Raw genomic sequence first — 18,152 nt, forward strand, 5'->3', positions numbered from 1 at the left:
GTACGATGTACCAAGTACGCGGTGATTAGTGAATATTTAAACTTTTTTTAAGTTTAACGATCATGTTTTGAAGATGCTCCAATTCACTCTCAAGATGTTGGAAATCTTGATCGTTAATATAATCCAACCTATTAGAAATAAAAATTTGAGTATCTAGTTCAAAGGAAGAGCCTAAGGCTATTCCCAAGAAATTGTCAAATTCTTTCTTTCCATTTCTTCCTGCCCCTTCAGCAATATTTGAAGGAATAGAAACTGCGGATTTGTTCATTTGAGAAATCAACCCATACTTTTCTTCTGCAGGTAGTTTCTCAGTTATCCTGTAAACTTCAACAGCGAGATCAATGGCCTTTTGCCATACATGTAATTCTTTGTATCGGTGCATATTTGTTGGATTTAAGGTGAACTTTTAGCCTAAATCTAACTGCAAAGAAAAGAACTATACAAATTATAAACGGATAAATAACCGATTAATAACCACTGAGCATTTTCTTGTACTACGCTCTGCTACATGGTACTTTGTACTTGGTACATGGTACACTTTGACTCTCGCTTCTTGCTTCTTGTTTCTTGTGTCTTATCTCTTGTGTCTTGTTTCTAGAATCTAGCTTCTCGCCTCTCTTTAAACTCCAAACAACAACCTCGTAGGATCTTCCAAGAGCTGTTTTACCCTTACCAGGAAGCTTACTGACTCCCTACCATCGATGATTCTGTGATCATAAGAAAGGGCAAGGTACATCATCGGACGGATAACCACCTGTCCGTTTTCAGCTACCGGTCTTTCTACGATGTTATGCATACCCAAGATAGCAGACTGAGGCGCATTGATGATCGGCGTGGACATCATGGAACCGAAGATTCCTCCATTGGTAATGGTAAAGGTACCCCCTGTCATTTCTTCAATGGATAATTTGTTGTCTCTTGCTTTGGTAGCCAATCGGACAACCTCTTTTTCAATCTGTTCGAAGCTCATGGATTCGGCATTTCTGATCACAGGCACTACCAGACCTTTTGGCGCGGATACCGCAATAGAAATGTCACAGAAATCATGGTAAACAATCTCATTCCCATCAATCATGGCATTTACTGCAGGCCATTCCTGAAGGGCTACGCATACTGCCTTGGTAAAGAAGGACATGAAACCAAGGTTGACCCCATGCTTCTCTTTAAACTGGTCTTTAAACTTCTTTCTCAGCTCCATGATCGGCGCCATGTTCACCTCATTGAAAGTGGTAAGCATGGCAGTTTCATTTTTCACGGATACCAACCTCCTCGAAACCGTTCTTCTCAAGGAAGACATCTTCTCTCTTCTGCTTTCTCTTGAACCAAATACTCTTGGAGCTGCAGCTGTTTCTGAAACTTTAGGAGCAGCGGGTTGGGCTGCAGCTTGAGGAGCTGCCTGTGGTTTAGGCTGGGCAGTCAAGGCATCTTCTTTTGTGATCCTTCCATCTTTTCCGGTTCCTGCGATCTCAGCTGGATTCAAACCTTTCTCAGCTATGATTTTTGCCGCTGCAGGAGAAGCATGTCCCGTAGCATATGTCTGTGATCCAGATGGAGAAGCACTTGATGAGGCTGCGGGAGCAGCAGCTGGGGCAGCTGTTTGCGCCGGAGCACCCCCTTCTACCACTTCAATTTTGCAGATCAAGCCACCGATCTCCAATGTGTCCCCTTCCTTGGCAACATGCCTTAAAATCCCTGTTGCCTCGGCCGGCAATTCAAAAGTCGCTTTATCAGAATCGACTTCTGCAATGATCTCATCCAACTGAACAAATTCGCCATCCGCTTTCAACCAAGAGGCCAAAGTAACTTCTGTAATGGATTCTCCGACTGGGGGAACGATCATTTCTTTAACCTCTCCTGTCTTGGTACCGCTAGCGGTGGTTTCTTTACTTTTAGCAGCTTGAGCAGGGGCCGCGGATACGGCAGCACCATCTTCTATGACGCAGATAACTGAACCTATCTCCAAGGTTTCGCCCTCTTGTGCTTTTATTCTCAATACTCCTGCTTGCTCAGCAGTAAGTTCAAACGTTGCTTTATCGGATTCCAATTCACAGATCACTTCATCCATGGCCACTTGGTCACCGTCTTTTTTAAACCATTTTCCGATGGTCACTTCACTAATGGATTCCCCTACAGCGGGGACTTTCATTTCTAGGCTCATTGTTTTTTCTTTTTTACCCCCAAGCCCGCTCCAGCAGGCCTAAGGCTAATTTAATTGGATAAAATTTAAATTAAACCTATATCCCGAATCCTTTATGCCTTCGGGATTAGGGGTTATTTACGAAAGTTTTAACGCTTTATTGATAATGGCCGACTGCTCTTCCACGTGTACCTTGTGGTATCCGGTTGCTGGAGAAGCAGATGGTTTTCTGGAAATCACTTCCATTGGAATCTCCTTGTAAAGCATTCTCAACATGTAATTCCAATAACCCATATTTTCCGGTTCTTCCTGTACCCAGTATATCTCAGCACCTTTGTACTGCTTCAATACTTCTAGAATTTGCTTCTTGGGAAGTGGATGCAGCTGTTCAACACGAATGATCGCGACATCTTTTACTTTCTCCTTTTCTCTGGCTTCATCCAAATCGTAATATATTTTACCTGAGCAAAGCACCACTCGTTTTACATCTGCCGCTTTTGCCGTTGTATCAGGAATAAGCTCTCTGAACCTTCCGGAAGTAAATTCTTCCAAAGGAGAAACAACTTTTGGATGCCTCAAAAGAGACTTTGGGGACATCACAATACAAGGTTTTCGGAACTCCCATGCCAACTGCCTTCTGAGCAAATGGAAGAAGTTTGAAGGTATGGTTATATTGGCTACTACAATATTGTATTCAGCAGACAACTGAAGGAACCTTTCAGGTCTGGCATTGGAGTGCTCAGGACCTTGGCCTTCATAACCATGGGGCAATAACAATACCATACCGTTCATTTTACCCCATTTAGATTCAGCAGAGGAGATAAACTGGTCGATCATGGTCTGAGCGCCGTTGGCAAAGTCACCAAACTGGGCCTCCCAAATAGCCAAAGAATGCGGATTGGCCATGGCATATCCATATTCAAATCCCAACACAGCATATTCAGAAAGCAGGGAGTTGTAGATATGGAACTGGGCTTTACTGTCCTTCAATTCTTTGAGGAAATTGTACGGTTTGTTGGTATTGGCATCATGTACCACCGCATGTCTATGGGAGAAAGTTCCACGCTGAACATCCTGCCCTGTAATCCGCACGGTCTTGCCTTCCAGCAATAATGAACCATATGCCAGCAATTCGGCTGCGGCCCAGTTGAGGGATTTGGATTGGAAGAACATGTCCTTCCTTTGCTTCAACTGCACTTCAATTTGTTTGATCGGTTTGAAACCTTTAGGGATGGTGGTCAGGGCTTCAGCCACTTTCTCCACCATATCCAGGTTGATGCCGGTTTCAGGTGATTTTTCAAAATCTTCTGGAGTGGATTTTCTCAGTTCCTGCCAGGCTTTTTCGAATTTGGTAAATTGATAGGGAAGAGGCTTCTCTTTCACCATGTTCAACCTGTCCTGCAAAAGCTTACGGAATTCTTCATCCATTTGCTTGGCGATCTTGGCATCAATATCCCCTCTTTCGGTCAATCTTTTTACATAAATCTCCCTTGGATTGGGATGCTTGGAGATGATATTGTACAACTCAGGCTGGGTGAATTTTGGCTCATCAGACTCATTGTGGCCATGTCTTCTGTAACAAACCATATCCACAAAAATGTCTTTGTCAAATTTTTGACGGAATTCAGCGGCCAATTTGGCTGCAAAAACTACTGCTTCCGCATTGTCACCATTTACGTGGATGACCGGAGCATCTATAATTTTGGCCACATCTGTACAATAAATAGAAGTTCTGGCATCATCAAAGTCGGTCGTAAAACCTACTTGGTTATTGATGACAAAATGTATGGTGCCTCCGGTATTATAGCCTTTCAAGCCCGCCATCTGGGTAACTTCATACACGATACCCTGGCCGGCTACCGCAGCATCACCATGAACTAAAATGGGTAGAGCTTTCTTGGAATTCCCTTTATGCTGGGAATCAATTTTGGCACGTATAAAACCTTCCACTACAGGATCCACCGCCTCCAAATGGGAAGGGTTAGGAGCCAGTTTAAGGTTCACTTTTTTATCACCTGTAGTAATGATATCGGAAGAATAACCCATATGGTATTTTACATCCCCATCACCCATGGTGAGGTCAGGCTTGGCAGTACCTTCAAATTCTGAGAAAATCTGTTCATAAGTTTTACCCATGATATTGGCGAGGACATTGAGACGTCCCCTGTGTGCCATACCGATCATCACCTCTTCTACTCCATAATCCGCAGCAGTATTGATTACCGCGTCCAGGAAAGGGATGGTGCTTTCACCACCTTCAAGGGAAAATCTTTTTTGGCCCAAATATTTGGTATGAAGAAAATTCTCAAATACAACAGCCTGATTTAATTTAAATAGAATTCTTTTTTTCTCTTCTACAGAGGGATTAAAAGCCAGAGCTTCTTTTTCAATTTTGGTTTTCAACCAATCCAACATCTCCGGATCCCTGATGTACAGATATTCAAAACCAATCGCACCTTCATAAATGATTTTGAGAGCCTCAACAATTTTTGAAAGCTTGGCAGTACCAATACCAATTTCATTTCCGGCTTGAAACTCGGTATTCAGATCATTTTGGTCTAAGCCAAAATCCTCAAGATCAATCAAAGCTTTCCTATCCCTTCTTTCCCTTACTGGGTTGGTTTTGGATCTCAGGTGTGCCCTTGACCTGTAAGCATGGATCAAGGCCCTTACTTTGATCTCTTTGGGCAATTGCTCCATATCCATGATTGTACCTCTGGTAGCCAAAGCACCGCTCACTGCAGGTCTGCTCTCACCGTTTCCTGCAACAACTTTTACCGCACCACCTTCTTCGTCCTCTCCAAATTTTGTAATGGCAAAATCAAAGCCGTCAAAAAAAGTCTTCCAACTTGGGTCTATTGAATCAGGGTTCTTTTTATATTCCGCATACAGCTCATCAATGTAAGCCACATGCGCATTGGAAATGTAGGAATAATTATCCATATCGATTTAATGTCTTTGTTTACAAAGGTATAGGTAAATAAAATTGTAAAAAAACCGTATAACCGAATATCCATATATATTTATTTTTCTTCAAATTCACGACCCTAACCAAATATTATTCTATCAATCGGTGTCTTTTTCTTCCAAAAGGAAAATATGAACGGAAAAACACTAAAGTAACCAGGATTAAAAGCCAAAAAATGGTCAAAAACAGAATTAAATGTATATCAATTAAGCAAAACAAAAAAACAGCGCCCATAGAGCGCTGCTTTTTTTATGAAGAAAGTTTACTAGTTGACTTGATTTTATCATTATCTCAAACCAGGAGGGAATGGCTTGCCCTCATTGGCAAACATAGTTACTGTTCCGGATTCCCCATAAGTATTCACCCATCTGAAAACCAATTCAGATGCGCTAGAGCTGAGAACCTCCATGGAGTAGAGGTCACCATATTTATCAGCACCACTCATGGTCAATCTACCACAAGCATCCGAGATAACCACATTACCATTACCCCAGGTATCACCGATACAAGCCCAGTAACCGAAGGTTCCATCAGAAACCCTATAGGTCGTAGGACCAGTCCTGGTCCAGGTAGTGGTCCCTTCAAAAGAAGGAGGGCAAGAACCTAAAGGACCGGTAGCGCCATCATGTCTGAATCTGTAAGTACCTTCTAGATCAGAAGGGCAGACTACGCTTGCAGCATAGAAGAATGGAGAAGCATAGAAGAAACCACCTGCTACATCAGAAGAACGGTTGGTATCTGTAAAGACTCTGCCAAACCTGTCTGTGGCACGTAATCTAACTTCAAAAACATCACCACCTTCAATTTGAGCTGCTGTAAGACCCAAAGCAGCAATCATTTCCGTAGCGGTAACCTCAAATGTTGTTCTCAAATAGGTTTGAGTCGGATGGTTAGGGTTTTCTGTAGCTTTTTGAAAATCTGCTTTAGTCAACGTTTTAACCAAAACATCTTGAACATTGGTAGCTGTACCTGTTGGAATATATTGAAAACCAACCCCAGTAATCAATCTTCTATGTCTTACCCTAACTTCCACAGACTGAAGTGTCTCTCCCCCTTCAGCATCCACAGCTTCTAAAGTAAGCCTAACGCGTGCATTGCCCAAGTTAAAGAAATTGAGGTCTGTTGAACGCTCCAATGTTCTTAGGTAAAGGGCAGTATCAAATGTTTTATATGGTATCGTAGGATCCACAAAGTCCACACAGGCAGAAAACACCATCATAAGGGACATCAAGAATCCAAAACCAATTTTATTAATTTTCATAACTTTCAATTTAAAGGTCAAAGATTAATATATCCCATTTGGGAAATTGCCTATTGGATTATTATCCCAGAACACCCTTACACTTAGACCTGCTTTAGGCTGAGCATTGCTGTTGGTAACTACGTGGTTGTTAGGATATGGAAGCGATCTTGGGAAAGTACCAAAATTTTCCAACAATCCTGGCTGCATGTTATCCGGCTTTCCGGTTCTTCTGTAAAGGTTGTAAGCTTCGTTACCGTTGCCGAACAAAGACAACCAGTATTCTCTGGCGATGAGGTTCATCCTCCTGTCATCATTTGGTGCAGCATTCCATTCATTTATAACATAGTTAATGTAATTGTTCACTGAAGTAGCATATCCTGCATCATTTTGCCAAGCCTGAATGGCAGCAGCATTGGAGCCCGAAGATGCTACTGAGAACGACCGTACAAAATTCATGGATTTTCTGATACCACTTTCCATCAATTCTATTGTATTACCGGCAACACCAGGAAGGGTTAAGGCAGCTTCAGCTCTCATAAAATCTACGAAGGAAGCCATCATGATAGGCCAAATACCTGCCCCATTGGCACCAGCGCCTCTGCTTACTGAAGTATTGGCATTGTCATCAAATCGACCACCGACTGGATAAACGCCCCATTGGGTTCTCAAAGGCCCATCTGGTGGAATACCCTCAGCGTTCAGGTGATCTCTACCCCAATATCCTCTATTACCTGGCAAACAGAATGGCCAACCACCTGCTAAATAATGGCCTGGTGCAATCTCAGAAATACATCTTAATTGATCAGGATCTGTGGGGTTTGTAATTCTCTGTCTATATAGGTAATATCTTGCTCTGGGATCGTCAAAACCTTTCGCTTCTGTCAAGTGGAACATGTACCAGGTAGAGTGATATTCACCGCCACCACCATTGTTATATTGATTGTAATAAGGGTGCTGAGAAGCAGGATCGGTGAAGTTTGTTCCGAAACGGAAAACAAAATCATCACCTGTGCCAATCAAATTACCTTCAGTGATCAGAGCATTGATTGCCGCAGCAGAACCAGTAGCATTGGTCAGCTTCAAGTTCAAATGTGCCCTTAATTTCAATGTATTGATCAACTTTCTCCATTTGGTATAATCCCTATTGTAATACAAATCCTGTGGATTGCCGGCAGAAGGAACTGCGGTAAAGTTAGCAGCAGCCTGGTCCAAAATTGCCAAAGCTTCTGCATAAATTGCCGCACCATTATCCAATTTCGGGTTAAAATTGTTAGGATCTAAAGCCTCGGTGTAAGGAACATCACCAAACCAATCCACCAAGTTCATCAGGATATAAGCCTTCAAAGTTCTGGCAATGCCCAAGTGTCTTTGGAAGTTTCTTTCTGTTGCAATTTCCTCCAAGAATTTGATATCATTTAAGAGGTTGGCATAAGCATTGGTCCAGACAGTATTAAAAGTAACTGGAATGTAAGCCTGCTCATACAAGTTGTTGGGCTGCCCCATCATCCTTGTCAACCTCATCCCATAGAAACTTGTTCCGTCAAAATGAGCTGGAAAATCCAACTGTATCCTGTTCAAAACAAGATCAGGGTTAGCTGTACTTCTAGTGACCGCATTTGGATCATCTTGCAGATCCAGGTCACAGGCACTTACCACCAGCAAACTCAGGGCAGTAAATAAGCTATATAGTATTCTTTTCATTGTCTTTTCGTTTTAGGTGATTAGAAAGCAAGGGTTACAGTACCACCAAATCTTCTGGAACTAGGTCCTGTCACGAAGTCAAAGCCCAAACCGTTACCCACACCTGTACCTAATACATCTGGATCGAAGTTCATGTTAGGAGGGAAGTTCAATGCCCTAAACCAAAGGTTAGTAGCAGAAAGTGCAACAGAAGCTCTCTTGAATGGAGTTCTTGAAATCACAGAACCAGGAATATCATATCCCAAAGAAACTTCTCTCAACCTGATAGCTGATCCGTCAAACACGTTGGCTGCATCAACTGCTCCATGGTAGTTGTTGAAGAAGTAGTTGGAAGCAGTAACCTGAATATCATTAGGTACGAAGCTACCATCAGCTGCTCTTTTTACACCAGGAAGGATAAAGGTCAATTCCCTGTCTACTACTGGGTCTTTGGTTACACCCCTTGCAAGCGTAGCGGTAACAGTGTTGGAGAAGATAGCACCTCTATGTCTGTACTCGATCATCGCATTCAAGAAGAATCCTTTGTACCTGAAGGTATTGATCCAAGAACCTGTCCAAGCTGGGTTTGGATCACCAAGTTCTTCCAATTCAGCAGAGACTTGATAATCACCGTTAGGCAATACAATTGGCTGGCCGTCATCAGTTCTTTCAATACCAAAACCCTTAATCACATTGAATGGTCTACCAGGAATTGCGAAGTTTCCTAGATCGGTAAATCCTGCGATAACAATTTCATCCAAGCCTTCACCCAATTCCATGGTTACTGTTCTGTAAAGCGTAAAGTTTACAATTGATTCCCAGCTAAAACCACTCGCTGTACTGATTGGAGTTGCTGTAGCCTGGAATTCAATACCCCTGTTCCTGATCCTACCAATATTGATGGAAGTAGAAGTATATCCGGTAGCAGGATCAATCGGAGCAGTAGTAATCAGGTTTCTGGTATTTTTCTGATACAAAGAGAGATCGAATCTCAATTTGTTGTTGAACATGGTAGATTCAACACCAAATTCAAACTCTTCGTGCAATTCCGGCTTCAAGTTAGGGTTACCCAAGAAATTGTCAATAGACTGTGACTGGAACAAAGTTCCTGCGGTATTGATGAATGCCCTAGGTGCCTGAAGCAAAATGTTTCTTGTGCTGTAAGGACTTGGGAAACCTGCAGAAGTACCATAACCCAATCTTAATTTCAGGTCATTGACAGTTGAAGAATTCCAATTGAAAGCATCTGAAGGCAAAAAGGAAACGGAAGCTCCCGGATACAGGATTCTTCTATTTTCTTTTTCTACCGTTGAAGTCCAGTCATTTCTTGCAGATAAGTTAAAGAATAAATAATTGCTGTAATCCAAAGTTACGTTCGCATATACCCCCATTCTTTGTTCTTCTTCCAATCTGTCGAAAACCAAACCATTAAATGGGTCTCTAGAAGACACATCCAGGAAGTTACCATGGTTGAAAAGACCGAAAGCCAATTGGTTCGAAGAAACCAAACCTGTCCTTTCAAATCTGTCATAACGGCTATTACCACCCAACAAGGCAGTTAAACCGATTTTATCAGAAAGATCTGTTCTGTATGTTAAAATCAAATCTTGGTTCCAAATGGAATTTCTTATAGAAATTGACCTGTAATAGCCTGAATTAACCAATGCACTTACACCTTGACCCGCACCCTTGTTGTATTTTGCATCCCTGCTTTCTGTGTAGGTATCCAAACCAAGTCTGTAAGTAACAGCAAACTTGTCATTGAAGTCGTAGTTCAATGAAGTGGAGTTAAAGAACCTATCTACAACAGAATAATCTAACATATTTTTGGACATCCATATTGGGTTTACCTGATCATTACCAGCCCTGTGCATAACAGACCCTCTGGTAGTTGGGATTTCCCATGGTAGATTTTTCAAGTCATGAGATCTTGGGATGTAAAGCGTGTTGGCAAAAATAGATGGTATACCATTAGAAGGACCGGAACCGAAAGCAGCGTTCACCGGAGGGGTAACCAAATCCGTTCTGGCAAAGGTAAAGCTAGAGTTCACAGATAATTTATCTGTCACAGCAGAGTTGATACCCAAACCAAAATTGTATTTGGTCAACTCGTTGCCGGGAGTAAAACCGGATTCATCTGTATAACCAAAAGAAGCATTAAAGCCAGTTCTGTCTGATCCACCTGAAATTTGAACAGAGGTATTAGAAACAACACCTGTTCTAAAGAACACTTTACTAACGTCCTCGTACGCCCTGTAATCATACCTGATTGGCGTAGTAGAAGGTGTTCCATCAGGATTTGGAACAAAGAACTCTGGGAAAGCATTCCTGATTTCCGCAATGGCAGACTGACCGATTGGGTGAGCAATAGTCAAACCAATATCCAGTCTAGGACCAAAATTGGAGAAGAACAAACCCGGCTGCTGCTGGAAACCGTTACCATAAGTCTGACCGAAAGTTGGCAATGAAGCCGCCTGGTTACCAAACACAGACTGGTTAATCGTTACCTCCGCCGCTTTTCTTTTTCTGGTACCGGATTTGGTAGTAATCAAGATTACACCATTTCTACCTTGGTCACCATACAATACGGTAGCGGAAAGGCCTTTCAAAACAGACACGTTCTCGATATTGTTTGGATCAATATCCAAGAAACGGCTGGAAGTAGTTGCACCACCTCTGTTGAATTGACCGGTTGCGTTGGTACCAGAACTAAATGGCACCCCATCTACAACGAAAAGAGGCTGGTTAGAACCGGTGGCAGAGGAATAACCCCTGATGATGATGTTGGTACCGGAACCTGACATACCGTTGGTAGCTGTGATGTTTACACCGGCAACTTTTCCTTGCAATACCCTCGAAACGTCTGCTTCAGGTCTGTTTTGGATAAGTTCATCGCCCACGGTAGATACCGCATACCCCAGGGCTTTCTTTTCCTTCTCGATACCGATCGCTGTTACAACGACCTCACCCAAGGTGGCGGCATCAATAGTAAGGGTAACATTAATTACTGACCTGTTACCGATGACCTCTTCTTGGGTCTTAAGACCTACGAAAGAGAAGATCAGTACATTTGATCCTGCAGGTACGCTTATAGAGTAATTACCATCCAAATCGGTGGTAGTACCTATGGTCGTACCTTTGACAAGCACGGACGCGCCTGGTAAGCCCAGTCCGTCTTCGTCGGAAATTACCTTTCCGGTAATTACCCGTTGTTGCGCCGACACCTCAAACGTAAGTGCCACGGTGAAAAGCGCAATAACAAAGAGTAAAGCTTTTCTCATAAGGTATTTTAGTTTAGTTGATGCGTAAATAAAAATTATTTATTGCACTTTTCAAAATGCCCCAACTTTAACAAACATTAACGTTTTTATTACAAAATATTTGAACTTTAAGCAAGTTGATAAAGCTATAACTTCATTAAACAACATCAATTCTTTTTTATACAATATTTTTATGAAATATTAAAAACAAACGGGTTTTTTAAGCTTTGAACGGCATAAAAAAGGGATTATTTGGAAAAGGGAATTTTATCAATAGATATATCAAAAAATTTCGAACCCCACTTACAGTTATCAAAATATAATTTTGTAAAATTTGAAGAAAAAAAATTTCTAATTTTTAAATTTTTTGAGTCGTTTAATATAAAAAAACTACTCTTATGCCGGCATTAATAAATATTCATCAACAGGAATGGCTTTTTATTAAAAATAAATCAGAAGACTTCAAAAAATTAAAACTTTACCCAAGGCTTATTGGAATTTTTTTTTCTTGGCTAAACAAAAAAGAAGCAAAATTCTATATTGATGGTGTTTTATGGGCCTGATTCTTGAGTCAGGCCCATAAAATCAAAAAACATAGCGGATGGATATACCTATCTCATCCCACCAGAATCCGCCTTCTCCAAAATTGATGGCCGGCTTCCAGTCCAAAGAGAGATTTAGAGGTGCCCTTCTGCCAAAGGCATAATCCAATCCTATTATAGCATCCAATCCGTATGCACTTGTACTTACGGAATTATCCCCCCAGGATCTGTTGCTGTTTTTGGCATTCCAGGTCCCATAATGGGCCCCTCCCCCAAAAAACCAACCTAAACCCTTGACATCCCTGATGTCTTTGTGCACCTCGTACAAGCCTGTGACAATCAATCCACCCCAGCGGGTATGAAAGAGTCCTTCAAAAGCTGACTCCTGACCAATAAAGTGCCTTACAGTAACCCCATTAGTTACACCAGCCCTGACACCTATTCCTGTCGTGTATTGGGCGTAAGTCTGTTGATGAACAGCCAAACCACCTAATACCAATAACAAAAAACAAACTTTTCTCATATTGATAAATTTTACCTATGACAAATTTAATACAAGTATCATGCCTTGAATAAATTGTTATTCAAAATCGGAAAATCCAAGCTTTCAAATTGCCATAATTTAATGATTACAGCTGGAAGGAGTGTTCTTACTGTCAAAATTTCAAAACACCCTCAGGAGTGATACAATAATCCAAGGGCACATCATGTGACTCTTCGGGAATAAAATCCACTGGCCCAAAAAAACTTAAGCCCAATTTAAGGACATCCCTTTTCAGGTTGGCAAGGTATTTATCGTAATAGCCCTTACCATATCCCAACCTAAATCCACGGCGGTCATAAGCTAAAAGAGGGATTAGGACCATTTGGATTTTATCAGGATCAACAAGTCTTGCATTTACCGGAACAGGAATTCCCCAAGGATCTGATTCAAAATGAGCGACATTTGAAATCTCCAAAGTGTCAAGGTTATCGTCTTCCTTATTTACCGTAGAAGTATATAATTTATAGCCCTTTTTTTGAAGGGTGTAATACAAAGGAAATGTATCCACTTCATGCAAACGGTCAATGGGCAAAAACAGGTGGATATGTTTTATAGCAGCATGTTCTTCTAAATACCGTAATAGGTTATCCGAAATTTTACCAGATAAGAGCCGGATTTCCTCCTTCGATAAACCCCTCCTTTTTTCTTTGAAAGCGGTCCGAATTGATTCCTTATCCATGGTTCATTTTTAAAATGAGATAATTGAAATCCAATGGATCAAAAAGCTCAAACAATTCCTGAATAAAATTTTCATTGCCAAGATAAAAACGCATAAAGTTTTCTACCCTTTCCTGTGGCGAACCTCCCGGATTGAGGTATTCCTGTATCTCCATGCGCTGACGTATATGTACTGCCTGTTTTCTCTCTTCCGCTTTCCTAACTTTCCCTGATAATTGTTCCAAAATTTTCAAAGCCCTTACTTTTGCTGCCTGAAATGCGCCTTCCAAAGTCTGATCCAAACCTACAGCCTTATGCCCTGCCTGATCAAAAATCTTTTTCAAGGATTCTTTTTCTTGAGCCAAGGTTAAATCAAATGCAGCATGCTCTTCCAGAAATTGCTTTTTCCATTCTTCCACACTTTGGAAAAGTTCAATGTCTTCCAATCCAAGCTTACTGATTTTTCTTTGAATAGCAATGTCCAATATCATGGCAAAATTCCTTGGCAATAAGGCGGGAAACTGAATTCCAAAATGGTCAAATACCGGCTTCAGCTGTAACCAATACACCACTTCAGCTGGCCCACCCAAATATGCCAGGTTAGGAAGAATCATCTCCTGATAGAGTGGCCTCAATACCACATTTGGACTGAATTTCTCTGGAAATTGATCGATCAGTTTTTCGATTTCTTCTTTGCTGTAAATGATATCTGTGTTCAAAATTTTATACCGCCCGTGTGCATCAAGTTCAATTCTCTCCCTCAACCCCTCTTCCATGTAAAACAAATTGATCTCTCTTGGAAAAATCTGACTTTTATACCCTAAAAGCTCAAGTTCCTCCGTCTGCTTCTGAACCAACTCATGGGGAAGATGGGAAATCAAGTCCTCTCTGATTACCTGACTGAATAAGCTTTTGAGGTCAGCATCATTTCCATCTATGATCAAAAGTCCTTTCTCCCCGAAGAGATGGTGGACATACTTTCTAACAGCCTGGCTCAAATGGTTTGAGCTTAAATAAGCTTCCCTGAAAAAATCAGGTACAAAATGGTTCACCCCCTCAAAGAAAGTTTTGAAGCTTTGATCCAGTTTAAAATTTCCTACAGGTCCTTTTTGATCGGTTTGCCATTGGTACTTTTTACCGTCCAACTTGAAATAGTTGATTTCATCGAAGTCATGGTCTTCAGAAGCCATCCAGTAAACAGGCACAAAATGATAATCCGGATAGGTGGATTTGAGCTGCTCTGCCAAATTGATGGTAGAAACAATCTTATAAATAAAGTATAGCGGACCGGTGAAAAGATTCAGCTGATGTCCTGTCGTGACCGTAAAGGTCCCCGAGTGTTTTACTGAATTTATCTGATTGGAAGTCAGCTCGGAAACCTCCAAACCTTCATATTGCTTTTCTAAGGCCTTGTGCAAAACTTCTCTGTTATGAGAAGGGAAATTTTTCCCATTGATAAGGGATTCAAAATATTGAATACGGGGGAAAACATTGAAAAATGGACTCAACTGGGGCTTTAGCTTGATATAGTCTAAAAACAATTGGGAAAACTGTCCGGTACACTCAGGATCTACACTTGACTTGATCATGTATAATTGGGTTCAATGTTGGGTTTGAAGGTACAAAAGAAGTAAACTTCCCTGCAAAGCATAAAGTTCGCATTAATTTTCAAATTATAGGAACGGTCAATGGAGGATTTAATTTTTACAAAAATTCTATAACTGGATGACAGACCCAAGGAGTAACTTTATGGCATTTAAAGACCTTTAAGGCTTCTTGCCTCTTTGGTATAAAACATAATATTTCTGTGTCTTGGTACCTTTGTGGCCTATAACAACAATTAATATGTCAACCAAAAAAAAAGAAATACCTGTCAGTGGAATGAGTTGCGCTGCCTGTGCCATTGCGGTGGAAAAAACCCTTGCAGCAAGCCCTGGAGTAAAACAAGCAGCGGTTAATTACGCCAACCATAGTGCTTTAGTGGAGTGGGAAGAAGAAACCACCAACCTTGAGGATCTGAAAAAACGGGTGCAGTCGAGTGGTTACGATCTGCTGATTGAAAACCTTCAGCAGGAAGAACTGGAAAAACTGCAATGGGAGGCACATCAGCAGCTTAAAAAAAGGACCTTATACGCTGGTCTCCTGGCTTTCCCTGTTTTCCTTATAGGAATGTTTTGGATGCATATGCCTTTTGGGAATTACATCATGTGGGCCTTGACGACTCCTATTCTTTTTATTTTTGGAAGGCAATTTTTCATTCAGGCCTGGAAATTGGGAAAAAACTGTCAGGTTAACATGGATACCCTCGTGGCCATGAGTACAGGCATAGCCTACATCTATAGCACATTCAACACCTTTTTACCTGAATTCCTTTTGAAAAGAGGATTGGAGCCCCATGTCTATTTTGAAGCAGCAGCAGTGATCCTGTTTTTTATTTTGCTGGGCAAGACCTTAGAATCCGGAGCCAAGGCAGGAACAAGTGATGCCCTTAAAAAATTGATGGGGCTACAAAGCCAGGAACTGACTGTACTGGAAAAGGGTCAGCCAATCCCCAAAAACACCAAAGATGTCAAAGTTGGTGAAATCATTCTGGTCAGGCCCGGACAAAAAATCCCATTGGACGGAACGGTAACAGAAGGAAGTTCCTATGTCAATGAAAGCATGCTCACCGGCGAACCACTGCCGGTACTCAAAGAAAAAGGCCAAAAGGTATTTGCCGGCACAATCAATCAGGAAGGCAGTTTCACTTTTCGGGCAGAGCAAGTAGGTGATCAGACCCTTCTCTCCCAGATTATTGAAAGGGTAAAAGCGGCGCAGGGCTCCAAGGCTCCTATTCAAAAAACCGTGGATAAGGTGGCAGGTATTTTTGTTCCTACAGTTTTGGCCATCGCTTTCCTGACCTTTTTGATCTGGGGCTTCAGCGGAGTGGATGACGCCTGGCTTAAAGGAATGTTGGCCTTGATTACCGTTCTGGTGATTGCCTGTCCATGTGCTTTAGGACTGGCTACCCCTACAGCCATCATGGCAGCCATGGGAAAAGGGGCTTCTATGGGCATCCTGATCAAAGACGCAGAAAGTCTTGAAAAGGGCAAAAAAATTGATGTCCTTGTTCTGGACAAAACAGGCACGATCACAGAAGGTAATCCTCAAGTAACAGATAAACACTTCGATGGTTCCTGGACAGAAATGGATTTTTCCATACTTAAAGCCATGGAAGAAAAAAGTGAACACCCATTGGCCAAAGCCATTGTGCACCACTTAAGCGAGCAAGACGACACCATACCCCTCACCAAGTTCAAAAGTGAAACAGGAAAAGGTGTAATGGCCAGTTTTGAAAACAAAATCTACAGGGTTGGGACATTAAAATGGCTTAAAGAGGAAGGCGTAAGGGAAAATGAAGCCATTCTGGATTGGGGGAAAAACGCCGTAAATGAAGGAGCTTCAGTTGTTTTTGTATCCAAAGCAGATGATTTAATCGGGGCCATAAAAATTTCAGATCCCATCAAAGCCGGTTCTAAAGAGGCGATACATGCCATCCAAGAAATGGGAATAGAAGTTCATATGCTGACAGGAGATCAGGAAAAGACTGCTTCTTGGGTTGCCAACCGACTGGGCATTAAGAATTACAGGTCTGAAACCCTGCCTCAGGACAAAGCCGACTATATCAAAACCCTCAAATCCCAAAACAAAACAGTAGCCATGGCAGGTGACGGGATCAATGACAGTGAAGCCCTCAGCTTGGCAGATTTGAGCATTGCCATGGGTAAAGGTACGGATATAGCAATGGAAGTAGCTGAAATCACCCTGGTACATTCTGACCTAAAGCAAATTCCAAAAACACTGCAACTGATGCGAAAATCAGTGCGTATCATCCACCAAAACCTATTTTGGGCATTTATCTATAACATCATTGGGATCCCTATAGCTGCCGGAATTCTCTACCCGGCCTTTGGCTTCCTTTTGAATCCTATGCTGGCCGGGGCTGCCATGGCACTCAGTTCCGTATCTGTTGTGAGCAATAGCTTAAGGCTCAGGTAAACATTTCTTCAATTAATTCAGTGTAGAAGTCCTTTACATCCATACCTATAGCCCGGACTTGCTGGGAAATCAAACTGGTCTCAGTCTGTCCGGGTACGGTATTGATCTCAATGAAATAAAATTTATCGGTCTCATATTCCAGGAAGTAATCGATTCTCACCGCTCCTCTGCAATTGAGTTTTTGGTACACCCTCTCAATAATTCTATTTACCCTATTCACTTCTTCTTCCGTCATCCTTCCCGGGGTGATCTCCTCGGTCACTCCTGGTGAATACTTAGCCTCAAAATCAAAAAATTCCTTGCTGCTGATTATTTCAGTTGCAGGCAAAACCGTGGTCTTCCCCTTGGCCCGGTAAACTCCTATGGAAAATTCCCTTCCCAACACAAACTCTTCCACAAGTACTTGGCTATCTTCTGCAAAGGCCTTGTCCAGAGCTTCTTGAAGTTCTCCGGGAACTTTAACCTTACTCATACCAATACTGCTGCCTCCATTGTTTGGTTTTATGAAGAGGGGAAACCTCAGTTCCTTTTGGATCATTTCCGCATTTTCAGCTTTTTTTTCAAAAAGCTGAATAGACCTGGCCACATACAGTTCAGGTATATCCTGCACTATCGCCTTGGTATAACCTTTGTTCATGGTGATGGCAGAAGTCAGCGCATCACAGGTGGTATAAGGAATGCGCAACATGTCAAAATATCCGGCCAGTTTACCATCCTCTCCCGGAGAACCATGAAGGATATTGAATACTCCATCAAAAGTGACTTTTTGCCCGTTCAATTGAATCGAAAAATCATTGAGATCAACCGGAATTTTCTCACCTTCCGTAGTTTCATGGTACCAATCACCGGGATAAACCAAGATTTTATAAATATCATATCTGTTTTTGTCAATGGTCTTTTCCACAACTGCAGCACTTTTTAGGGAGACTACCGATTCACCTGTAAAACCACCGGTCACCAAAGCTATTTTTTTCTTCATAAAGCATAGGATTGAATACCCGAATTACTGAAAATTTAGGAAAATTTCTTCAGAAATAAGGCAAATAAATCTTGAAGGTTGTTTTGTTCAGAATTGCAATTTAT

The 18,152-nt window shown here is 41.7% G+C and carries 12 protein-coding genes; 2 read left to right on the top strand and 10 right to left on the bottom strand.

Annotation, left to right across the window (positions count from 1 at the left end):
* Nucleotides 1–25: 25 nt before the first annotated feature.
* The 6 genes from BC751_RS02205 to BC751_RS02230 all read right to left on the bottom strand — a co-directional run bounded on the left by BC751_RS02205 (nucleotide 26) and on the right by BC751_RS02230 (nucleotide 11,309).
* Complete coding sequence (locus BC751_RS02205; protein ID WP_130274122.1) at nucleotides 26–382, bottom strand: four helix bundle protein; 357 nt, start codon at nucleotides 380–382, stop codon at nucleotides 26–28.
* A gap of 237 nt (nucleotides 383–619) precedes the next feature.
* Entirely contained in the window at nucleotides 620–2,158 is a 1,539-nt protein-coding gene (gene odhB, locus BC751_RS02210) for a 2-oxoglutarate dehydrogenase complex dihydrolipoyllysine-residue succinyltransferase (RefSeq protein WP_130274123.1), read from the bottom strand.
* A 117-nt stretch (nucleotides 2,159–2,275) separates the two neighbouring features.
* The gene (locus BC751_RS02215; protein WP_130274124.1) at nucleotides 2,276–5,080 is read right to left on the bottom strand and encodes a 2-oxoglutarate dehydrogenase E1 component; all 2,805 of its coding nucleotides are present in this window, start codon (nucleotides 5,078–5,080) and stop codon (nucleotides 2,276–2,278) included.
* A 311-nt stretch (nucleotides 5,081–5,391) separates the two neighbouring features.
* On the bottom strand, nucleotides 5,392–6,366 hold the full coding sequence (locus BC751_RS02220) for a hypothetical protein (RefSeq protein WP_130274125.1): 975 nt from the start codon (nucleotides 6,364–6,366) through the stop codon (nucleotides 5,392–5,394).
* 24 nt (nucleotides 6,367–6,390) lie between these two features.
* The gene (locus tag BC751_RS02225) at nucleotides 6,391–8,049 is read right to left on the bottom strand and encodes a SusD/RagB family nutrient-binding outer membrane lipoprotein (RefSeq protein WP_130274126.1); all 1,659 of its coding nucleotides are present in this window, start codon (nucleotides 8,047–8,049) and stop codon (nucleotides 6,391–6,393) included.
* Nucleotides 8,050–8,069: 20 nt separating this feature from the next.
* Nucleotides 8,070–11,309: a SusC/RagA family TonB-linked outer membrane protein gene (locus tag BC751_RS02230; RefSeq protein WP_130274127.1), complete on the bottom strand. Its 3,240-nt coding sequence runs from the start codon at nucleotides 11,307–11,309 to the stop codon at nucleotides 8,070–8,072.
* Between the two features lie 377 nt (nucleotides 11,310–11,686).
* On the opposite strand from BC751_RS02230, the gene BC751_RS21830 reads away from it, so the two are divergent.
* Complete coding sequence (locus BC751_RS21830; protein WP_165389781.1) at nucleotides 11,687–11,851, top strand: hypothetical protein; 165 nt, start codon at nucleotides 11,687–11,689, stop codon at nucleotides 11,849–11,851.
* A 22-nt stretch (nucleotides 11,852–11,873) separates the two neighbouring features.
* Here BC751_RS21830 and BC751_RS02235 read toward each other — a convergent pair whose 3' ends face one another.
* The 3 genes from BC751_RS02235 to bshC all read right to left on the bottom strand — a co-directional run bounded on the left by BC751_RS02235 (nucleotide 11,874) and on the right by bshC (nucleotide 14,620).
* Nucleotides 11,874–12,353 (bottom strand): hypothetical protein, encoded by a 480-nt coding sequence (locus BC751_RS02235; RefSeq protein WP_130274128.1) that lies wholly within the window; start codon nucleotides 12,351–12,353, stop codon nucleotides 11,874–11,876.
* A gap of 133 nt (nucleotides 12,354–12,486) precedes the next feature.
* The gene (locus tag BC751_RS02240) at nucleotides 12,487–13,053 is read right to left on the bottom strand and encodes a 5-formyltetrahydrofolate cyclo-ligase (protein ID WP_130274129.1); all 567 of its coding nucleotides are present in this window, start codon (nucleotides 13,051–13,053) and stop codon (nucleotides 12,487–12,489) included.
* Entirely contained in the window at nucleotides 13,046–14,620 is a 1,575-nt protein-coding gene (bshC, locus tag BC751_RS02245) for a bacillithiol biosynthesis cysteine-adding enzyme BshC (RefSeq protein WP_130274130.1), read from the bottom strand. The genes BC751_RS02240 and bshC overlap by 8 nt, the downstream gene beginning before the upstream one ends.
* Before the next feature lie 256 nt (nucleotides 14,621–14,876).
* Between bshC and BC751_RS02250 the strand changes: the two genes are divergently transcribed.
* Nucleotides 14,877–17,069: a heavy metal translocating P-type ATPase gene (locus BC751_RS02250; RefSeq protein WP_130274131.1), complete on the top strand. Its 2,193-nt coding sequence runs from the start codon at nucleotides 14,877–14,879 to the stop codon at nucleotides 17,067–17,069.
* Here BC751_RS02250 and BC751_RS02255 read toward each other — a convergent pair.
* Nucleotides 17,062–18,048 carry a D-alanine--D-alanine ligase gene (locus BC751_RS02255; RefSeq protein WP_130274132.1) on the bottom strand — a complete coding sequence of 329 codons (987 nt, stop codon included), beginning with the start codon at nucleotides 18,046–18,048 and terminating at the stop codon, nucleotides 17,062–17,064. The two genes, BC751_RS02250 and BC751_RS02255, sit on opposite strands and share 8 nt — an antisense overlap.
* Between the last annotated feature and the right edge of the window lie 104 nt (nucleotides 18,049–18,152).

The organism is Cecembia calidifontis (assembly GCF_004216715.1).
GTDB lineage: Bacteria > Bacteroidota > Bacteroidia > Cytophagales > Cyclobacteriaceae > Cecembia_A > Cecembia_A calidifontis.